Source organism: Segatella sp., assembly GCF_977051555.1.
The window spans coordinates 1-17,767 of record NZ_CDRSSE010000050.1 but is presented as its reverse complement, the minus strand read 5'-3'; the positions used below and the strand labels follow the sequence as shown (position 1 = coordinate 17,767).

The following is a 17,767-nucleotide window of genomic DNA, read 5'->3' as shown; positions in this document are numbered from 1 at the left end:
AATGTTGAATGTTGAATGTTGAATGTTGAGTTGGCCTACGGACAAGAGCAGACTTGCTTTTCATTTAACACTTAACACTTGACACTTAACATTAAATAGAGATGAAACATATTATCATTCTTGGCGACGGAATGGCTGACCACCCGGTAGAAAGACTGGGTGGAAAGACACTCCTGCAATACGCCAACAAACCCTATATGGATATGCTTGCCAAGAAGGGCAAAACAGGAAGACTCGTTACCGTGCCAGATGGATTCCATCCGGGTTCTGAGGTAGCCAACAGCTCTATCATGGGCTACGACCAGAACGAGGTTTACGAAGGACGCGGACCGCTCGAGGCTGCCAGCATCGGCTATGAACTGGAGCCTACCGATCTTGCCCTGCGCTGCAACATCATCAATGTGCAGGACGGCAAGATTATCACCCACAATGGTGGTAACCTGGAAACGGAAGATGCGGATGTACTCATCAAGTATCTCAACGATACCCTCGGCAAGAAATATCCTGATGTCAAGTTTATAACCGGCATCCAGTATCGCCACCTTCTGGTGGTGAAGCACGGAAACAAGCATATCGACTGTGCCCCACCTCATGATCATCCCAACGAGGAATGGCACAAGCTGATGGTGAAACCCATCTTGCCGGAGATTGGAGGCGAAGAGGGACACATCAGTCGTCGTGATACAGCCGACCTTCTGAACCAGCTGATTCTCGAGAGTCAGGAACTCCTGGAGAACCATCCTTTCAATGTGGCACGCAAGGAGCGTGGCGAACGAATGGCCAATCTGATCTGGCCTTGGGGCGGCGGTTACCGTCCGCACATGCTCACCCTCTCCCAGATGTATCCACAGATCAAGAAGGGTTCCGTGATTTCTGCCGTAGACCTGATTCGAGGCATCGGCCATTACGCCGGTCTGCGCAACATCATCGTTGAGGGCGCTACGGGGCTTGCCAATACCAACTACGAGGGCAAGGCAGCCGCAGCTATCCAGGCATTGAAGGATGGCGACGACTTCGTTTATGTTCACGTAGAGGCAAGCGACGAGGCTGGTCATGACGGCGATCTGGAACTGAAGCTGAAGACCATCGAGAACCTCGACCAGAGACTCATCAAGCCTATCTTCGACGAGGTAAGCACCTGGGACGAGCCGGTATGTATCGCTGTTCTCCCAGACCATCCTACTCCGGTAGAGATCCGTACCCACGTAAAGGAACCTGTGCCTTTCATCATCTATTACCCTGGCATTGAGCCGGATAGCGTAGAAAAGTATGATGAGGTAAGCTGCGTAAGTGGCGGTTACGGCATGCTGCAGCTGCAGGAATTCATGAATGCCTTCATGGCGATTAATTAAAATCAACGACTTCATGATAGCCCCCAAAGCTAATCATAAAGTTCAATGTTCAAATCTCAAAGTTCAAAGCAAAAAATGAAATATTATTCAACAAATAAGAAAGCACCCATCGCCGACCTTCACAAGGCGGTAGTTAAAGGTCTGGCAGAAGACCGTGGTCTCTATATGCCAGAAATCATCAAGAAGTTGCCACAGGATTTCTTCGACAACATCGAGAAACTCTCTTTTCAGGAGATTGCCTACAAGGTAGCTGATGCCTTCTTTGGCGAGGACGTTGATGCCGAGTCATTGAAGAAGATTGTATACGATACCCTGGCATTCGACTGCCCTGTGGTTGAGGTAGAGCCTAACATCTACTCTCTCGAACTGTTCCATGGTCCTACCCTCGCCTTCAAGGATGTGGGTGCGCGCTTCATGGCACGTCTCCTACAGTACTTCGTACGTCAGGAGGGCAAGGAAGAGGTGAATGTGCTCGTAGCTACATCGGGCGATACCGGTTCGGCTGTTGCCAACGGTTTCCTCGGCGTTGACGGCATCCACGTCTACGTGCTCTATCCTAAGGGCAAGGTGAGCAAGATTCAGGAGAGCCAGTTCACTACCCTCGGCCAGAACATCACAGCCCTCGAGGTGGATGGCGTGTTCGACGACTGCCAGGCACTGGTGAAGTCTGCGTTCATGGATGAGGAACTCAACAAGCACATGAAGCTTACCTCAGCCAACTCTATCAACGTGGCACGCTTCCTGCCTCAGGCTTTCTATTATTTCAACGCCTATGCCCGCATGAAGGAGAAGGGCCTCGCCGACAAGCTGGTTATCTGCGTGCCTAGCGGCAACTTCGGCAACATCACAGCAGGCCTCTTCGGTCATGAGATGGGATTGCCTATCCACCGCTTCATCGCAGCCAACAACGCCAACGATATCTTCTACGAGTATCTGCAGACAGGCAAGTACAATCCTCAGCCTAGCAAGCAGACCATTGCCAATGCCATGGACGTAGGCGACCCATCAAACTTTGCCCGCATCTACGACCTCTACAAGGGCGATCATGATGCCATCGCTGCCTACATCGGTGGTGCTACATACAAGGACGAGCAGATTGCCGAGACCATGAAGCAATGCTACAGCGAAACCAAGTATGTACTTGACCCTCACGGAGCTTGCGGCTATCGCGCCCTGAAGGAGCAGTTGAAGCCAGGCGAGGTTGGCGTCTTCTTAGAGACCGCTCATCCAGCCAAGTTCAAGGAGAAGGAAGACAGCATCCTTGACAGCGACATTGAGATTCCTGCACGCCTTGCAGAATTCATGAAGGGTGAGAAGAAGAGCATCCAGATGACCAAGGATTTCGCATCATTCAAGAACTACTTGATGAACGAATAAACCATAAATACGGAAAAGCCTTTCTCTTTCTCAGGGGAAGGCTTTTCCCATTAAAATAAACTCAGACTCTGATTTGTCAGGACAGATGGGTCTTGAATTTTAGAACAACAGAAAACGGGAAAAATTTATGAAGATTGTTATTTTAGACGGCTATGCCGCAAACCCGGGAGATTTGGATTATCATCTCTTGGAGCAGTTGGGCGAGGTAACAGTTTATCCTCGCACATCAGATGCAGAGAAAGTGGAACGTGCCAAGGATGCCGACATCATCCTTCTGAACAAGGTGCAGATGGATGCTGAGACGCTGGCGCAGCTTCCTAAGCTGAAATACATCGGTATACAGGCTACAGGTTTCAACGTGGTAGATATCGAGGCTGCCAAGAAACAGGGCATCATCGTAACCAATATTCCTGCCTACAGCACCGACAGCGTGGCGCAGATGACCTTCGCCCTCATCCTTGCCGTAACCAACCGCGTAGAGCATTATACCCAGGAGAACCGCAACGAGCGCTGGGCTTACAATAAGGATTTCTGTTATTGGGATACCCCGCTGATGGAGCTTGCCGGCAAGACCCTGGGTATCATGGGACTGGGCAATATCGGCATGAAAGTTGCCAACATCGCCCGCCAGTTTGGCATGAACATCTGTGCCTGCACCAGCAAGAGTGCCAAAGATTTGCCTGAATGGATTCAGAAGGTAAGCAAGGAGGGTTTGCTTGCCACGAGCGATATTCTCTCGCTCCATTGTCCGCTCTCTGACGACACCTATCATTTCATCAACGAGGAGAGTCTGGAGAAGATGAAGGATACCGCCATCCTGGTAAATACGGGTCGCGGTCCGCTGGTAGATGAGGAGGCTGTAGCTGCTGCCCTCCACGAAGGCAGTCTGGGTGCCTACTGTGCTGATGTGATGGCTCAGGAGCCACCATCAAAGGAGAATCCGCTCTTTGGCGAGCCTAATGCCTACCTCACCCCTCATATTGCCTGGGCCACCTACGAGGCTCGCGAGCGCCTGAACAAACAGGTAGCTGCCAACGTCAAGGCGTTCCTCGAGGGCAATCCGATTAATGTGGTGAATAAGTAAGGTTTATCTCCTCTTCACCAGAACATAGATGATGACGGGAGCCCCGAACAGCGGGGTGACGGCATTCAGGGGGATGATGCCACCGCCCGACGGAAGGGTGCAGAAAAGATTGCAGACGAGGGCAATGACTGCACCCATCAGCATCGTGACGGGCAACAGGCGGCGATGATTCTCCGTGCCGATGATGAGGCGGGCGATATGCGGCGTTGCCAGACCGATGAAGGCGATGGGACCGCAGAAGGCGGTAACCACAGCCGTAAGAAGACCGGTGATGATGAGCAGAACGATGCGCAGACGTCTGATGTTGAAACCCAGATTCTCGGCATACTGTTCGCCTAACAGCATGGCGTTCAGCGGTTTTACAAGGAGCAGAGATGCAGCTAGAGCGATGAGGGCAAGCGGGATGAAGAACATCATCTGCTGGCTCGAAACATTGCCAAAGCTGCCCATGCCCCAAACCATATACGATTTCACACCCTCCTCGGTGGCGAAGAAGTTGAGGAGCGAGATGGCGCTGCTCGCCAAATAGCCCACCATCAGTCCGATGATGAGCAGTACCGTATGGCTGCGCACAATGGCAGAAAAGAAGGTGATGATGCCCATCACCACCATAGCACCTATAAAGGCGGCGATGAGGATAGCCAGGAAACCGCCGATGGTATAGTTGCCGGCATCGCTCAGAAAACCTACCCCTAAATCATCCAGGGCGATGTTGCCGCCAAAGGCAAGCATCACGATGGCTACAGCCAGTCCGGCTCCGCTGCTTATTCCGAACACGTCAGGACCCGCCAATGGGTTGCGGAAGGCTGTCTGCAGGAGCAAGCCGCTTGTGGCGAGGGCGGCACCCGAAAGCAAGGCGGTAATAGCCGCCGGCAGTCGCGATTCCAACAGAATATAGCGGTAGGTTTCGTCAGTCTGAGATCCCGAAAGAATCGCCCCCACGTCCTGCCACGGGATGTTTATACTCCCCCATGCCAGGTTGGCGAAAAACAGTATGATAATGGCGATTGCCCCTAAAACGATGGTTTTCATTCCCTAAAACTATTTCTTATAAAATCTCAATTTGCCGAACCGCTCACCATGAGCCAGGATGATGAACTCTCTGAGCAGCAGTTCGGGATGGAAACTCGTAAGTTCGAAATAAGGTACCGTAGAGGTATCTACCTGATAGATATTCCCCTGGCTGAAGGCAGCAAGAGCCTTGTAGCCGTCATATTCCTGAAGCAGCTGAGCCTGCGACAAGGGAGCACCTCCGAAGTACTTGAACGCCCATACGTCCACCTGCTTTCCCTTCGCCAGAATCTGCTCCGGACTCATCGCCAGACTTCCGCTGTGCTGATCATCCGAGAAGATATAACGGGCGTTGGCATCCTTCAACAGAATACCGATAGTACTCTGACCACCAGGTACATACCATACGTTGCCCGTCTTTCTTTCGGTCAATATAGAAAGTCCCTTCGGCAGCTTTCCAGCCTCAGCCTTCAGCTTCAGATACTCCTTCTCAATCTGAGAGAAAAGAGAATCAGCCTTTGATTTGCAAGAACCCGATATTCCGTTGCTTTTTCCCTCTTCATTTCCAAAGAGCATGCCGTAGAATTTCATCCATTCCGCCCTGCCCAGTGGCGAAGATTCCATATAGTCGGCTGCTTCGATGATGGGGATATGCAGCTTGTCGAGCTTGCCATATCCTCCGCTGTTCTCGAAGGGCGAAACGAGGATTGCTTCCGGTTTCAGGGCGATGATGCGCTCGATGTCGGGCGCCATGCTCGAACCGCAATCCACGATAGGATTCTGAGCAGAAGTACTCCCAGAAAGAGCAACCCTCTTCTTAACATCCGGAATATTGATATAATCGAGGTCGCAGACACCACGGATAGCCTGCTGGCATCCCATTTCGTACATCAGCTGGCAATGGGGAGCAATGAAAACGGCACTCCTCTCCACCGGTGTGCGCACGGTATCGGTAGTGCATCTCGCCCCCGTGCTACGCCTTCTGGCAAGCATCGCCACCGTCTTATCCCCCTCCTCACCCTTCGGAATCAGGATATAGCGATGCAGCATCGTTCCCGCCTTCCAGGGGTTGGCAACGAGAGCCTCAGCATACTGATAATCAATACCTTCTGCTTCATCGGAAGCCGCTTTCCCATCGCCATGTTTCACGATGGTGAGCAACTTGGCGTACTTCATCTCCAGGGTATCGCCAGCCTCCGCATCAGCAGCAGCCGTCTTTCCTCCCTGGCATGCCGCCATCAGCAGGGCCGCCGTTGCCCCACACAAAAGAATATACAGTTTCTTCATAATCTTACAAAATATGTGTGCAAAGATACGAAGAAATCTCCATTTTCCGTTTGTTTTCTCGAATATTCTTTGTACTTTTGCCCCCAAATTTAACTAACACTACAATTTAATAAGTCAAAATGAAGAAGATTATCTGGGGCATAGCCCTATTATGCTGTACATCGATGGCTGCAAATGCGCATACCGGCTGTCATCATTCAGCGCAGAAATGCAACTGCAAGAGAGGTTATTACACACAGTATTACGGCGACAAGCCCGAACTCATTAAAGAGGCGATAGCTTGGGCGGAGAGCGGCGCTTGGCGCAACGGTTTCGACAAGGCGAAGCCCCATTCCAGCGTAAACCTCGTAGATTTCTATCTGCAGTATCAGAAGAATCCGCAGCAATGGCAGGCGCTCTTCGATTATCTGGCAAAGACCGATTTGCTGAGCATTCCGAAGGGAAAGCACAAGATTCCGGGTTCCGACCTCGTGGTAAGTGTTGAGGACAGCAAGAACGAGCCGTTGGAAAAGCGCCGCAGCGAGAGTCATAACAAGCACATCGATTTTCAGTATGTGGTAAAGGGAACAGAGCGTTTTGGCATCATCGACCATTACTCCAGCACCCCCAACTGCCAGTATCGTCCCGACGTAATCCATTATGATTACGACCGACGCAAGGCCCGTTTCTTCGACAGCACTCCCGGCGAATTCTTCATCTTCTTTCCGAGAGATTGGCACATCGCCAAGATAGCAACAGATGGTGAAGACCAGACCATCCGCGTTATCGTAATCAAGGTAGATTATAAGGATTAAAAAGTATTGAAAATAATATGTTACCCAAGGTGGGTCTCAAGGTGGGTCTCAAGGTGAGATTCAAGGTGGAAATCAAGAAATAGAGAATACAAAGAAATGAGGGTGTGTCATAGCGTAAAAACCTGCCTTTTTACGCTATGACACTAAAAAAACGCAGAGATACCCCCTGGCATCCCTACGTTTTCTATATCATTTGCCCAATAAAGCCCTCACTTCCTCAGGCGTTCTGTTCATCATCTTGGCCACCATTTCCAGGGGCATTCCATTCTCCAGCATGCCTTGCGCCATGCTTTTTATCTGAGTAGCTTGCTCATTTATCTGAGTAGCTTGCTCATTTATCTGAGTAGCTTGCTCATTTATCTGAGTAGCTTGCTCATTTACCTGATTAGCCTGCTCGCTAATAATCTTATTGAGTTTCATCACCTGCGTATCGCGAGCCTCTATGGCAGAATAGTATTCATCTTCATCATTCATTTCCTGCCGGATATTAGCACTCATTGTGGCGAGTCCCAGACGGTGAACGATATACATCATATCCGAATCATCCTTATATTTGTCACCCTCCAGACATAACATCTGCTGGTTCTTCTTATCCCTCTGCGACTGGTCGAACACGCTCAGCACCTTGTCGAGCCTGTTATTGATTTTGCCATGCAAAAGAGGAATCTGCACCAGGATACTGTCATGCGTCAGACTGTTGATGAAAGGATCATCCATCCCGTTCTCCACCTCTTTCCCGTCATAGTCGAGCGCCTTGTGATTCACGTATACTACAGCCTTGTCAATATCTCCCACTCTATGACCCAGCAGATACACAGCCACCATCGGCACGGCATATCCCTTGCCCTCTCCTTCCTTTATCATATTCTCCTCAGCATTATACTGGGCAGCCAGATAACGGCGGAACCGGAGCGTCTCGGTATCGAGCCATGTCTTCTGAAGTTCAATAAGGATGAGTCTTACGCTTCCATCCTCTTCCCTCACCCTGGCAGCAAAGTCGATGCGAAACATCGAGATATTGTCGCGGGTGATATTAGGATGCTCATGCCTCCTCATTTCCACGCTCACCACTTCCTTTTTCAGCAGAGCGGCGAGCACGGTTTTGGCGATGCGTTCGTCTTCCATCAGGAATTTGAACACAGAATCGTATATCGGATTAGCTACATAGTAAATCATATCTCTGTTCCTCCATAATTATATTTCCGCTACAAAGATACGAGTTTTCCGCGAAACAGCAAAGTTTTTGAGGATGAAATATCAGAAATGGCTGAAATTAATCGGATTATGGTTTTAAAAAAGAAACACAGCACTTATTATAGCTGTTTGAATATTATCCCCTAAGTCTTCATCAGGTAAGATATGTTTTTTCTTCCTACACTCGCATCCGACTCATTTTACGCATAAGATTGATTTCCATCTCCGCAAACTGCAAGTACCGTCCCGACGTGATTCATTATGATTACGACCGCCGCAAGGCCCGTTTCTTCGACAGCACCCTCAGCGAATTCTTCATCTTTTTTCCGAGGGATTGGCACATCGCCAAGATAGCAACAGATGGTGAAGACCAGACCATCCGCGTTATCGTGATTAAGGTAGATTATAAGGATTAAAAAGAGAAATGAAAATATAAAAAGGTCAGGCTCTATTCTACAAGAACCTGACCTTTTATTATTTTAATGTTACTCAAGGTGTTACTCAATATATTCCTTACCTATCTTATTAGCACATTTCTTTAGACAAACAATTCTATTTTTCATCCACAGAAAACATCCACCCGTTTGCGACAAGCCAAATGAATGTGTCAACGAGATTATTCAAAGGGACTAAACTATCGGCTTTTCCGATATATGTATATTTACCATTATCGAAATGTAAGTAACACCATTGTACTTATCAATTCTCAAATCCCAAGAAACGCATTCGCCAGTTTCTTCATTCTATATTAGCGTCAAGTATGATGGTAACATTTGATATTGTCGTAATAATGAGGCTTAACCCATGTCATATCGGCAGTTTCTAAAGAGTAGCCAACAGTAAGTATCAGTCTTAACTATTCGGGCGGACCGATAATTGATTTTTAATCTTGCTTTTCATTCTCTTCTAAAAGTTTCTTTTTAAGATATTCACGCATAAGGGCATCTGTTTCTTCACGTTCACGATTTCTGCGACCAACCCAAGAGAAAAAGCTAGCAACACAACCAAAAACAAGTCCTGTAATACACATTATTTGAAGAATAGAAACAATCTTCAAAGGACTACTTGTAAGCCTAGTAATAGTGTCACCTGGCGACATTCCCTCCGCGAACAAAGGTACAAGAACTATCAAGAGTATAGCAAATACAACTCCCGATAAGAATGCTTTTCCAAAAACTTTCATAATGGCGATATTTACAAGAGTTCCCCGCAGACAACCACTTGGAGGATAATTCTACAATGTTTATAGATTTAGAAAGTGGGCTGCCACCCATGCACCACTTGAAGGTATCGCCAAACACCTGAATATACGCACGGATAGGCAGCCCACGTATATGAGCTGCTCCGTGCCTTGCATATTCTTTGTAGAGATTTGGCGATTTTACAAGAAGTAAGGCACTTTCTTTATTCCACGAAAACTTTGTCCCGAAAGACAATGACAAAGATACGCAAAAAAAATGAAAGAAAGTTAGACATGCCTAAAAATATAAGACTTTTTCACATATAGCGTTAATGTTGGTGAGTTCTTGTATTCGTATATAGAAAAAAAGAGTATGGACTTGCCGTTATACTTGTTTACAAATGGTATTTCCTTTAATTAACGTATTATGTATCGCCACTTCTATATTAGAAACGTTGCTCTGTTCCTTCGCCTAGGTTATTGATTAACGTTACCTTGAATTAACAGCCACGAGCATCAGAGTATTGTCGTATATAGTCACCTAAAATATAAAAAAGTCAGGCTATATTCTACAAGAACCTTTTATAATTCAAATGTTACTCAAGATGTTACCCAAGATGTTACTCAAGGTGGTATTCAAGATGGATCTCAAGATGGGTCTCAAGGTGGTATTCAAGGTGTTCTCCAAGACGAAGAATTAGATGATTGGATAGAAAAACAGATAAAAAATAATCCAAAAATTACAGCAAAAGAACTAGCTTTATTATCCCAAAAAGGATTAAATACAATCAGGCGACGCATCGCCAAACTTCCTCATATACAATACGTTGGAAGTGGATATAGTGGACATTGGGAAATCAAGAAATAGGAAATACAAATAAATGCAGCCTCTCGATTATATAAAAGAGAGGCTGCATTTTTCTTATGGTATCCAAGGTGGGTCTCAAGGTGGGTCTCAAGGTGTTACCAATCTTGCCCCAAGCGACCAATGACGGTGACACGAGTTTTACGAAAACTACTAAATACCAACATCCTTAACGGATACCACGGAGCAATCATTCACTTGCAACAACACCTGCATGTCATCAGCTCCTTCCTGGTCAAGTCCTTTCATAAGGCAGGTTGGGCATGACGACACCTGACGCCTGGCTAGTTTCTCGCTATAACCACTTATACGACTCAACTGGGCGACTAAAGCCTCAGCATCGTTCACTTGCTCCAAGACCACAGAGTAATTGCCCAAATTGAAATTCGGGTATCCCATTTCCATGGTGATGTTCTGTACAGACCTGCTGGACTCCTCTTTCTCCCGATGCTTGTCGAAAATGCGCAAGCAGAACTTGACGACATACCACAGGACGACAAATACCAAGACCACCATGCCTATCATACACCCGACTGCCTGAACAGCCATGTTACCAGAGCCCCACCCTCTAAAGCAAGACCCTACAAATCCTTTTCCACTAAATATTCCCATAACTACTCTATTTTTTATGATTAATAATGAATAATCCTCCTTGCTAATCTACCCGATGAAGGTTTTCAAATCCACTCTCGGCATAGATATGTCCATCACTACCCTTATAATAGGTGCGCTGTGCCAAAACAGAAAGGGCGAAGATACCGGCTATAACCATCAGCACCTGAAGGATAATCTTCAGAAGCACGATGATAACTCCCCAGGCTGCTATCAAAAGGCCGACGAGATAAATAACGGTAAAGATGGTGACTATCAAGCCCTTGCCTGCGCCCAACGCCTCGGCATTCTTCTTGGCAGAGATGGCGATACCCGAAACCAAAGTACCCAAGAAAAGGATGAACATGATGGCATCGCTTACCATCCCTTGCCATCCAAGCCACAACTGCACTATCATGGCATAGGCTATCAACACCGGTAAGCAGGCGGCAAGACTCACCATGGCTGGCTTAAGGCTAAGCTTCCCCTTCTTCTCATCAGGAACATCGGCGAAAATCAAGGTCTCAAACATCTTAAATGTATAGAACTGCAAAGCCACTACTGCGCCAAATGGGATTACACGGAATAAAGAGCCAAAGAATCCATAACGGTCGTTGTCGCACCACCAAAACATATCGCCACCAAGAACCTTGTAGCCTACCACTTCTATGAAGGACACGAGAAGCATGCAAACCGGTATAACCTTCAGAGCCAAAGGAACGGCCGGAGAACTCTTGCGAGCCACGAAGAAAGTGGCCAGAATCATACCCATCAATATCAGTACCAGCACGGCAGGCGTATAGGTGGCATAGAAATGACCCAGGGCGGAGTGTTTCTTCACCGTGTCCTCGCTCAATGGATTGACCGTGCCCTCAGGATTGTCGGCGCTGAACTTCAGATTTCCCATATATGTCATATAGGATGCGCCATCCTTCTTGAATGCCACATAATATCCGTTGGCCTTTCCGCACGACTCGATTTCCATCCCCCTCAGGAATTTCACCGTTTGGATAGGCTCGCTTATCTTCCAAAGCGAATCGGGCTTCGAGGCTACCATACACTCTACGGAATCTCCCCAAAGAGGATCCAGTTCAAACTTCTGAGCCGAGATAGACAGACAGCTCAATAACGCGATGAAGAAAAAAGCTAAACGATGTTTCATAATAGTTTGTGATAATTAAATGATAAACTAGGGAAATAGTAGCAATAAGAATTGCCATACGTTTGCAAAGATAGCCTTTTTTTCGGTACCGAGGGGAGATTTCCGCAAAAAAAAAGTTTCATTACGTAAAAACATGATGATTTTTACGCAATGAAACTTCTACGAAGCCGAGAGGATGCAGTTTATCCTTGCCAAGATATCCCTTACCCCATCTCCTCCACCACTTCCACTACCACTTCGCCCTTACGGGAGATGACCTTCTTGATGCGGTCGTAGAGCTGGAGGAAGGTATCCTGGCTGTGGATGACGAAGCCGGGAGGACAGGCCTCGCCCACCAAGATGCCGCCCTGACGAAGCGTGAAGGGACCATTGCCCGGCTGAAACATCGGACAATTCACAGCATGAAGGGCCGAGAGATGACCCCTCTCATGATGCTTACGCTCTTCGGCACAGGATTGACAGGCGCTAGATTGATTGGCGAAAGATTCACAGGCGCTGGATTGACAGGCGCAAGATTGATTGGCGCAAGATTCACAGGCGCAAGACAACTGAGCCTCATCAGAAGAAGACGAATTTTCCGACTGCAGGCGATGCAGGAACAGCATCTTGCGATGATGGAACGAACACTTGGCTATCTCCACCCGATACTCCCCAGGAGCCAGATTGCCACCCTCACGCTCCACGGTATCGCAGATGCGCTCATGGTCGATGAGACCACCCTTGCGGTCTAATATCTCTTGAAACAGGCGACCGATTACGGCGCCACGAACTGTACGGAAACGATTTAAAACTAACTTCATCATAACACGAAATAACTTAAAAACAACAATAGAAAAACATTTGAAATTCACATTCACTTTCACATTTTCTGAACGTAAAACGACTGGTAATAATCAGACAAATCCTTGCAACCTTCTGGCAACTGGTGGTACACCAGCTGAGGAAACATCTCCTTCAGTTTCATATAAAGACCGATGCCCGGTTTGTCCTGATCAGGCCACATGTGAAGATTCCTACCCGCCAAAAGACTGCGGCATTCATCATTACAAAGCGTAGCACTCGGGATGGCTATTGCCTTGTAACCCATAGACATAGCGCTCCAGCAATCGGTACAACCCTCGGTAATAACCAATGGCTCATTTTCTGTCACCTGCGGCAAAATCTGCATTCCATATACCATCGGCTTGCTACCTGGTGCAAACTTAAACCGCGGTTTTTCTTCAGTCTTATCTCCCAGATATCTGCTCTGAACCGTCAGCAGATTGCCATGAACGTCATAATAGGGAATCAACAAGGAAGGACCATCAAAAAACTTTCCACCAAAGCGATAGCCAGCAATGGAGAAATCTGTGCTCACCACTCTACACCAATAGATATATTCCGGGCGCAACTTTCTCTGATAGAACAGGAAATCCTTGGCTTTATCTGTCAGTTTCTTACCCATGAGCATACGCATCAGATAATCTACGTCAGGCTTATGCTGAAACTCGCCTCTGAGATTGAGTCTGTCCGTATCACATTCAGATTTTCTATGCTCAGCAACAGCTTTATCCCGATGTTGCACATCCTTTCGGTTACCAGCTGACTGATTAGCAGCGCTGATTTTGAATCTTCTGCACAGCCATTGGCAAGCCTCCGAAAAAGAGAGATTCTCCCGTTTCATCACCAGGTCGATATTATCTCCACCCCATCCGCATGCAAAGCAATGACAAGTGTTGGTGGAAGTCCAGAAATGCAAACTCGGATTTTTATCATTATGACTGATACAGAGGGCATTATGATACCGCAAGCCCATTCCCAATTCATCAGCGACCTCCAGGATGCTGATAGCTCTAAGTTTAGAGAGCGTATTTGAATCAATATATTCTGCCATCTTCTAATTGTCTTTTTTAATATTACTATCACCCATAGTGCCTTTCTGCTGCGTCTTTCTAAGCACCTTTCTATCCTCGCCCTTTGCTGGTTTTTCGAGCCATCCCCATCTGCGCCAGTTGCACACCATGTTGCGGGCAGGCGTCTTGAGCCCCTTCTGCTTCAGAAATTCCTCCAGGAACTGATAAGAGAATTCCTGCGGCAACTCGCTGAAATAGTCTACAGTATGATAAGGCTCTCCTTCGCCCTCGGCAGAAATCTGCTCGAAAGCCTTGCCCCACCGCTGCAACATATTCTGCAAGATGCGGTCGGCACAAGCCAGATAGGTCTGTTTAACCAGTTTCCGGATTTCCTTCTCGCTTTTCTTCCCCTCAACCTTGTATAGCACTTGCATGAGGGCAGCGATGCGGAAGGCAGAAACCGAACTGCGCTTGTAGAAGACATCCATCGACTTAGACATGGTTTTCACCACCTGCTGGCGGCAGTCGTTACACCATTTTACCACCGTCTTGTAGAGCCAGCTCATATCCTCCTCTATCTCCTGATGGAATTTTCCATCTTCCTCATAGCACAATCCGAAGAGCTTATCCAATGTATTCTCCAGCTCATTACGCTGCGTATCGGTCAACGCCTGAAACTGTGGCGGATTGTCGCCCAGATGACTGATGAGCGGGCACAAGATGGTACGGGTTACAGCACCGCCCTCAATGGCAGCCTTGTTCATATATCTGCTCACCGCACTCTGGGTGCCGCAGAATACGAACGAGAGCAAGGCATCTACCATGGCACTATAGCTGGATTCGCTCATGAAATCCTGACCATATACGCTGCCCAAATCGTAAGCCGTCTTGATAACCTGCGAGAGGTCGGCAAACTGGCGCTTGGCAGAATGCACGATGGCAGAAATCTCATCGGCAAATTCGAAGAGCGTCTTCGGAGCACCATAAAGTTTGACGGCTGCATCGCATCGCTTGATAAACATGGTGAGCGATACGGTTTCGGGCAGGATGGTGATGTCGGTCTTCGGTTCGGGTGGCAGCTTGCCATCCTTCTTTCCCTGGCGTCGCTTCAGGGCAGCATACTCCTGCTCCTTGGCTCTCATCTCGCTGTCGCGCTCGATGAAAGGTTTCATCAGGGTACGCATGATGTATCTGGCAAACGACTTTCCGCTCGACTGCTCGCCCTCTACGATAACCTGCAACACGATGGCCGATTTTTCTCCCTGATTATCATACACATACTGTATTCTGACACGTGTAAGATAAACGCTGAGCATGGCTGCAGCCACCACCAGCGTAGGATACTTGAGGTCAGAAGGCGAAGTGATCATCCATTCTCTGATGCCCGACGGATAATCCTTATCGGCAATCAGGTGATGCATGGGCATCTCTTCATTCTCTTCAGCCTGTTCAGCCAGCTTTTTTCCTATCACCCCAGATGATACCTTGTTATTGATTCCGCCCTTGGTATCCTCAGGCTTTGCCACTGGATTAGTCCGAGACGCTTCCTGTGGAGGTATTTTCTTTACTTTTTCCATAATCAACAAATACTGATTTTTTCTGAATGCAAAAGTAAGGAAAAAAAGCCTCTCAGGCAATAGGCGTCCTGCCGGTTCGCCTCCTACTAAGCCTCATCGCCGGCAACTAAGCCTTCCGCTAAGCCTCGGGCTCATCTGAAGGCAAAAGACGGAAGATAACATCAGCATAGTAAATGGTGCTCCTTGGATAGGGTCTAAGCGTCTGAAGGCAGGCGTACCGTTCCTTGGAGGCTTTGCGCCTCCAGCCACTGGGCGAACCTCCGCTGTGTTTTCAATGGTATTAGATTTATTCTTGCTAAAATATTGTGTCCATAAAGACACAGCAAGGTATGTTTCGAGTTACTCGAAACCTTTTGGGTTACTCCCAAAAGAACTTGCCTGTCGGTAATTTGTTCCTCCGTAGTCGGGCAATTAAGAAGGAAAGAACATATAAAAAAGTATAAAAAGTTTCTGATTTTTCTCATAAACAAATTAGATTTTATATATTTGCGCAAAATTAGAAACAATGACAGAACTATTGAGTATATTATACAAGCTGCGGATATTCACCTTAGATGAACTTTCTGAGGCTCTGAAAGACAAGGTGAAGGCGGTGGAGGCGTTGCTCGCCCGGTACAAGCAACAAGGGTGGATTGTGGCTATACGGCGCAATACCTATTGCATGAAGGATATTGCATCAGGCTTACCTGTTTGCGACAAGTATGAGATAGGAAGCCACTTGTCACCTACAGCTTGCATCAGTTATCACACAGCATTGGAATTTCATGGATTGGCTCATCAACCCTTCAATGAGGTTTTTGTGAAAAGCATGACTCGCTTCAATCCCTTTTCTTTCGATGATGTGGATTATACCTATTGCCGACAAACAAAGGAAATCGTTGGTATGATGATTCCCAAGGGAAATCCATACGTGCGAGTAACGGATGTGGAGGGGACGTTGTTGGATTGCTTTGACCGCATCGACCGAGCTGGTGGTATCGAGGAATTGCTGCATTGTATGGAGGGTATCGTCTTGCTCAATGAGGAAAGGCTCATCGATTATCTCGCAAAATACAACAAGGCTTTTCTGTACCAAAAGACAGGCTATCTGTTGGAGCGCATCAAGGAACAAGCCAAAATCTCGGAATCTCTCTTAGAGTTGTGCCGAGCCAAGGGAACCAAAAGCGTTAAGTGGTTGACTAACAACGAAGAGTCGGATACATTTGTAAATAAATGGCGCATGTATGTGCCGCAAGAACTAACATCAAAGGAAGAATATGAACTCATATAACAAACAAGCTCTTGACATCATCGCCAAGGAGCAAGGCTTTATTCGCGACAACCTCGAAAAGGTGATGCGATTGGTGGAGATACTCAACTATTTCCATGACAGTCCTTTGCTGTCTAAATCTCTTGTGCTGAAAGGTGGCACAGCCATCAATCTCACCGTTTTCCAACTGCCAAGGCTCTCGGTAGATATAGACCTCGACTTTACGGTAGATTGCGACCGAGAATCCATGCTCTCTATTCGCCAAGAAGTGAATAACGAGATTCTACGCTATATGGAGTCGGACGGTTATCATCTTGCGCCTGGCTCCAAGACACCGCATACGCTTGACTCATGGGTGTTTCATTATACCAATGCCGCAGGCAACAACGATGGCATCAAGATAGAAATCAACTATTCCGACCGTTGCCATATCCTGCCTGCCATAGAGACTCATGTGTCCATTCCGTTTCTGAGCGATGTGAAGGTACGTTCTCTTTCACCTGTCGAATTGTTCGCCACCAAGATAAACGCCTTGATAGGTAGAAGTGCTGCACGTGACATTTATGATGTCTATAACATGGTGAAGCATCAGCTATTCGTGAGCGATGAAGAGAAAACGTTGCTGAGAAAAGCGACCGTCTTTTATCTGACTGTTGGCTCAAGCAGAAAAGACAACTCTACGCCTACGGAATATACTGACTTTCCGCAGATTGACAAGATTCGTTTTCCGCAAATTCGTTCGCAACTCTTGCCTGTGCTTAGGCGCAGTGAGCATTTTGACTTTGAAAAAGCCAAGACAGAAGTGAAAGACTTTCTCTCAAAGCTATTGGTTCTGACAGAATCAGAGAAAAAATATGTGCGGGAATTCAATGACAAGAAGTATATTCCAGAATTGCTGTTCGAGGATAAAGAGATGGTCAATAGAATCAAATTTCATCCTATGGCTTTGTGGAAGACAAGGAGTCGTTGAATGTTTTTTCTGTATTTTTTGAAAAAAGTTGTTGTTTTGCTTAGTTTTTTGATTCCCTCAACTGTATATACAGTATATGGACTATAAAACAGAGAATAGGCTATGAGTAAATATTTGATAAGTTTGATTTTGCTTTCGGTGATAAGTATGGGCGTTTCTGCCCAACGTATCACTCGACAATATAATAATGTGTCATTTTCTGCGGCATTAAAGGATTTGAATGCCCGACAGGATAAGTATGT

At 47.1% G+C, this 17,767-nt stretch carries 16 protein-coding genes and 1 pseudogene; 8 read left to right on the top strand and 9 right to left on the bottom strand.

From position 1 onward, the window contains the following. Window positions 1–101 precede the first annotated feature (101 nt). The 3 genes from ACWJAO_RS11190 to ACWJAO_RS11180 all read left to right on the top strand — a co-directional run bounded on the left by ACWJAO_RS11190 (window position 102) and on the right by ACWJAO_RS11180 (window position 3,813). Window positions 102–1,352 (top strand): cofactor-independent phosphoglycerate mutase, encoded by a 1,251-nt coding sequence (locus tag ACWJAO_RS11190; protein WP_153085133.1) that lies wholly within the window; start codon window positions 102–104, stop codon window positions 1,350–1,352. 75 nt (window positions 1,353–1,427) lie between these two features. Further along, window positions 1,428–2,729, top strand: coding sequence for a threonine synthase (gene thrC / locus ACWJAO_RS11185; RefSeq protein WP_449140308.1), 1,302 nt, complete (start codon window positions 1,428–1,430; stop codon window positions 2,727–2,729). A gap of 127 nt (window positions 2,730–2,856) precedes the next feature. Continuing rightward, the gene (locus tag ACWJAO_RS11180) at window positions 2,857–3,813 is read left to right on the top strand and encodes a D-2-hydroxyacid dehydrogenase (protein ID WP_449140307.1); all 957 of its coding nucleotides are present in this window, start codon (window positions 2,857–2,859) and stop codon (window positions 3,811–3,813) included. 3 nt (window positions 3,814–3,816) lie between these two features. Here ACWJAO_RS11180 and ACWJAO_RS11175 read toward each other — a convergent pair whose 3' ends face one another. Together ACWJAO_RS11175 and ACWJAO_RS11170 are read right to left on the bottom strand one after the other, a co-directional pair. Further along, on the bottom strand, window positions 3,817–4,845 hold the full coding sequence (locus tag ACWJAO_RS11175; RefSeq protein ID WP_449140306.1) for an iron chelate uptake ABC transporter family permease subunit: 1,029 nt from the start codon (window positions 4,843–4,845) through the stop codon (window positions 3,817–3,819). 9 nt (window positions 4,846–4,854) lie between these two features. Next, window positions 4,855–6,111, bottom strand: a complete 1,257-nt coding sequence (locus tag ACWJAO_RS11170) for an ABC transporter substrate-binding protein (protein WP_449140305.1) — start codon at window positions 6,109–6,111, stop codon at window positions 4,855–4,857. 164 nt (window positions 6,112–6,275) lie between these two features. On the opposite strand from ACWJAO_RS11170, the gene ACWJAO_RS11165 reads away from it, so the two are divergent. After that, window positions 6,276–6,905 (top strand): YhcH/YjgK/YiaL family protein, encoded by a 630-nt coding sequence (locus tag ACWJAO_RS11165; RefSeq protein ID WP_449140314.1) that lies wholly within the window; start codon window positions 6,276–6,278, stop codon window positions 6,903–6,905. Window positions 6,906–7,094: 189 nt separating this feature from the next. Here the strand turns inward: ACWJAO_RS11165 and ACWJAO_RS11160 are convergent, their stop codons facing one another. Beyond that, window positions 7,095–8,081 (bottom strand): hypothetical protein, encoded by a 987-nt coding sequence (locus tag ACWJAO_RS11160; protein WP_449140304.1) that lies wholly within the window; start codon window positions 8,079–8,081, stop codon window positions 7,095–7,097. Window positions 8,082–8,326: 245 nt separating this feature from the next. Here ACWJAO_RS11160 and ACWJAO_RS11155 point away from each other — a divergent pair. Further along, window positions 8,327–8,515: pseudogene (locus ACWJAO_RS11155) on the top strand (YhcH/YjgK/YiaL family protein); the annotation flags it as partial. 467 nt (window positions 8,516–8,982) lie between these two features. Here the strand turns inward: ACWJAO_RS11155 and ACWJAO_RS11150 are convergent. The 4 genes from ACWJAO_RS11150 to ACWJAO_RS11135 form a co-directional block, all read right to left on the bottom strand. Next, window positions 8,983–9,282: a hypothetical protein gene (locus ACWJAO_RS11150; RefSeq protein ID WP_449140303.1), complete on the bottom strand. Its 300-nt coding sequence runs from the start codon at window positions 9,280–9,282 to the stop codon at window positions 8,983–8,985. Between the two features lie 1,015 nt (window positions 9,283–10,297). After that, a complete protein-coding gene (locus ACWJAO_RS11145) occupies window positions 10,298–10,543 on the bottom strand; it encodes a hypothetical protein (RefSeq protein ID WP_449140302.1) in 246 nt (81 codons plus the stop codon). A 256-nt stretch (window positions 10,544–10,799) separates the two neighbouring features. Further along, complete coding sequence (locus ACWJAO_RS11140; protein WP_449140301.1) at window positions 10,800–11,897, bottom strand: hypothetical protein; 1,098 nt, start codon at window positions 11,895–11,897, stop codon at window positions 10,800–10,802. Window positions 11,898–12,100: 203 nt separating this feature from the next. Beyond that, complete coding sequence (locus ACWJAO_RS11135) at window positions 12,101–12,295, bottom strand: hypothetical protein (RefSeq protein WP_449140300.1); 195 nt, start codon at window positions 12,293–12,295, stop codon at window positions 12,101–12,103. 3 nt (window positions 12,296–12,298) lie between these two features. Here ACWJAO_RS11135 and ACWJAO_RS11130 point away from each other — a divergent pair, with 3 nt between their 5' ends. Continuing rightward, on the top strand, window positions 12,299–12,628 hold the full coding sequence (locus ACWJAO_RS11130) for a pentapeptide repeat-containing protein (protein WP_449140299.1): 330 nt from the start codon (window positions 12,299–12,301) through the stop codon (window positions 12,626–12,628). A gap of 128 nt (window positions 12,629–12,756) precedes the next feature. On the opposite strand, the gene ACWJAO_RS11125 is transcribed toward ACWJAO_RS11130, so the two are convergent. Together ACWJAO_RS11125 and ACWJAO_RS11120 are read right to left on the bottom strand one after the other, a co-directional pair. Continuing rightward, window positions 12,757–13,770, bottom strand: a complete 1,014-nt coding sequence (locus ACWJAO_RS11125) for a CHC2 zinc finger domain-containing protein (protein WP_449140298.1) — start codon at window positions 13,768–13,770, stop codon at window positions 12,757–12,759. Window positions 13,771–13,773: 3 nt separating this feature from the next. After that, the gene (locus ACWJAO_RS11120; protein ID WP_449140297.1) at window positions 13,774–15,306 is read right to left on the bottom strand and encodes a hypothetical protein; all 1,533 of its coding nucleotides are present in this window, start codon (window positions 15,304–15,306) and stop codon (window positions 13,774–13,776) included. A gap of 505 nt (window positions 15,307–15,811) precedes the next feature. Here ACWJAO_RS11120 and ACWJAO_RS11115 point away from each other — a divergent pair. Both ACWJAO_RS11115 and ACWJAO_RS11110 read left to right on the top strand, forming a co-directional pair. Beyond that, on the top strand, window positions 15,812–16,576 hold the full coding sequence (locus ACWJAO_RS11115) for a type IV toxin-antitoxin system AbiEi family antitoxin domain-containing protein (protein ID WP_449140296.1): 765 nt from the start codon (window positions 15,812–15,814) through the stop codon (window positions 16,574–16,576). Beyond that, window positions 16,563–17,525 (top strand): nucleotidyl transferase AbiEii/AbiGii toxin family protein, encoded by a 963-nt coding sequence (locus ACWJAO_RS11110; protein ID WP_449140295.1) that lies wholly within the window; start codon window positions 16,563–16,565, stop codon window positions 17,523–17,525. Before ACWJAO_RS11115 ends, ACWJAO_RS11110 begins: the two co-directional genes overlap by 14 nt. Window positions 17,526–17,767: the final 242 nt, after the last annotated feature.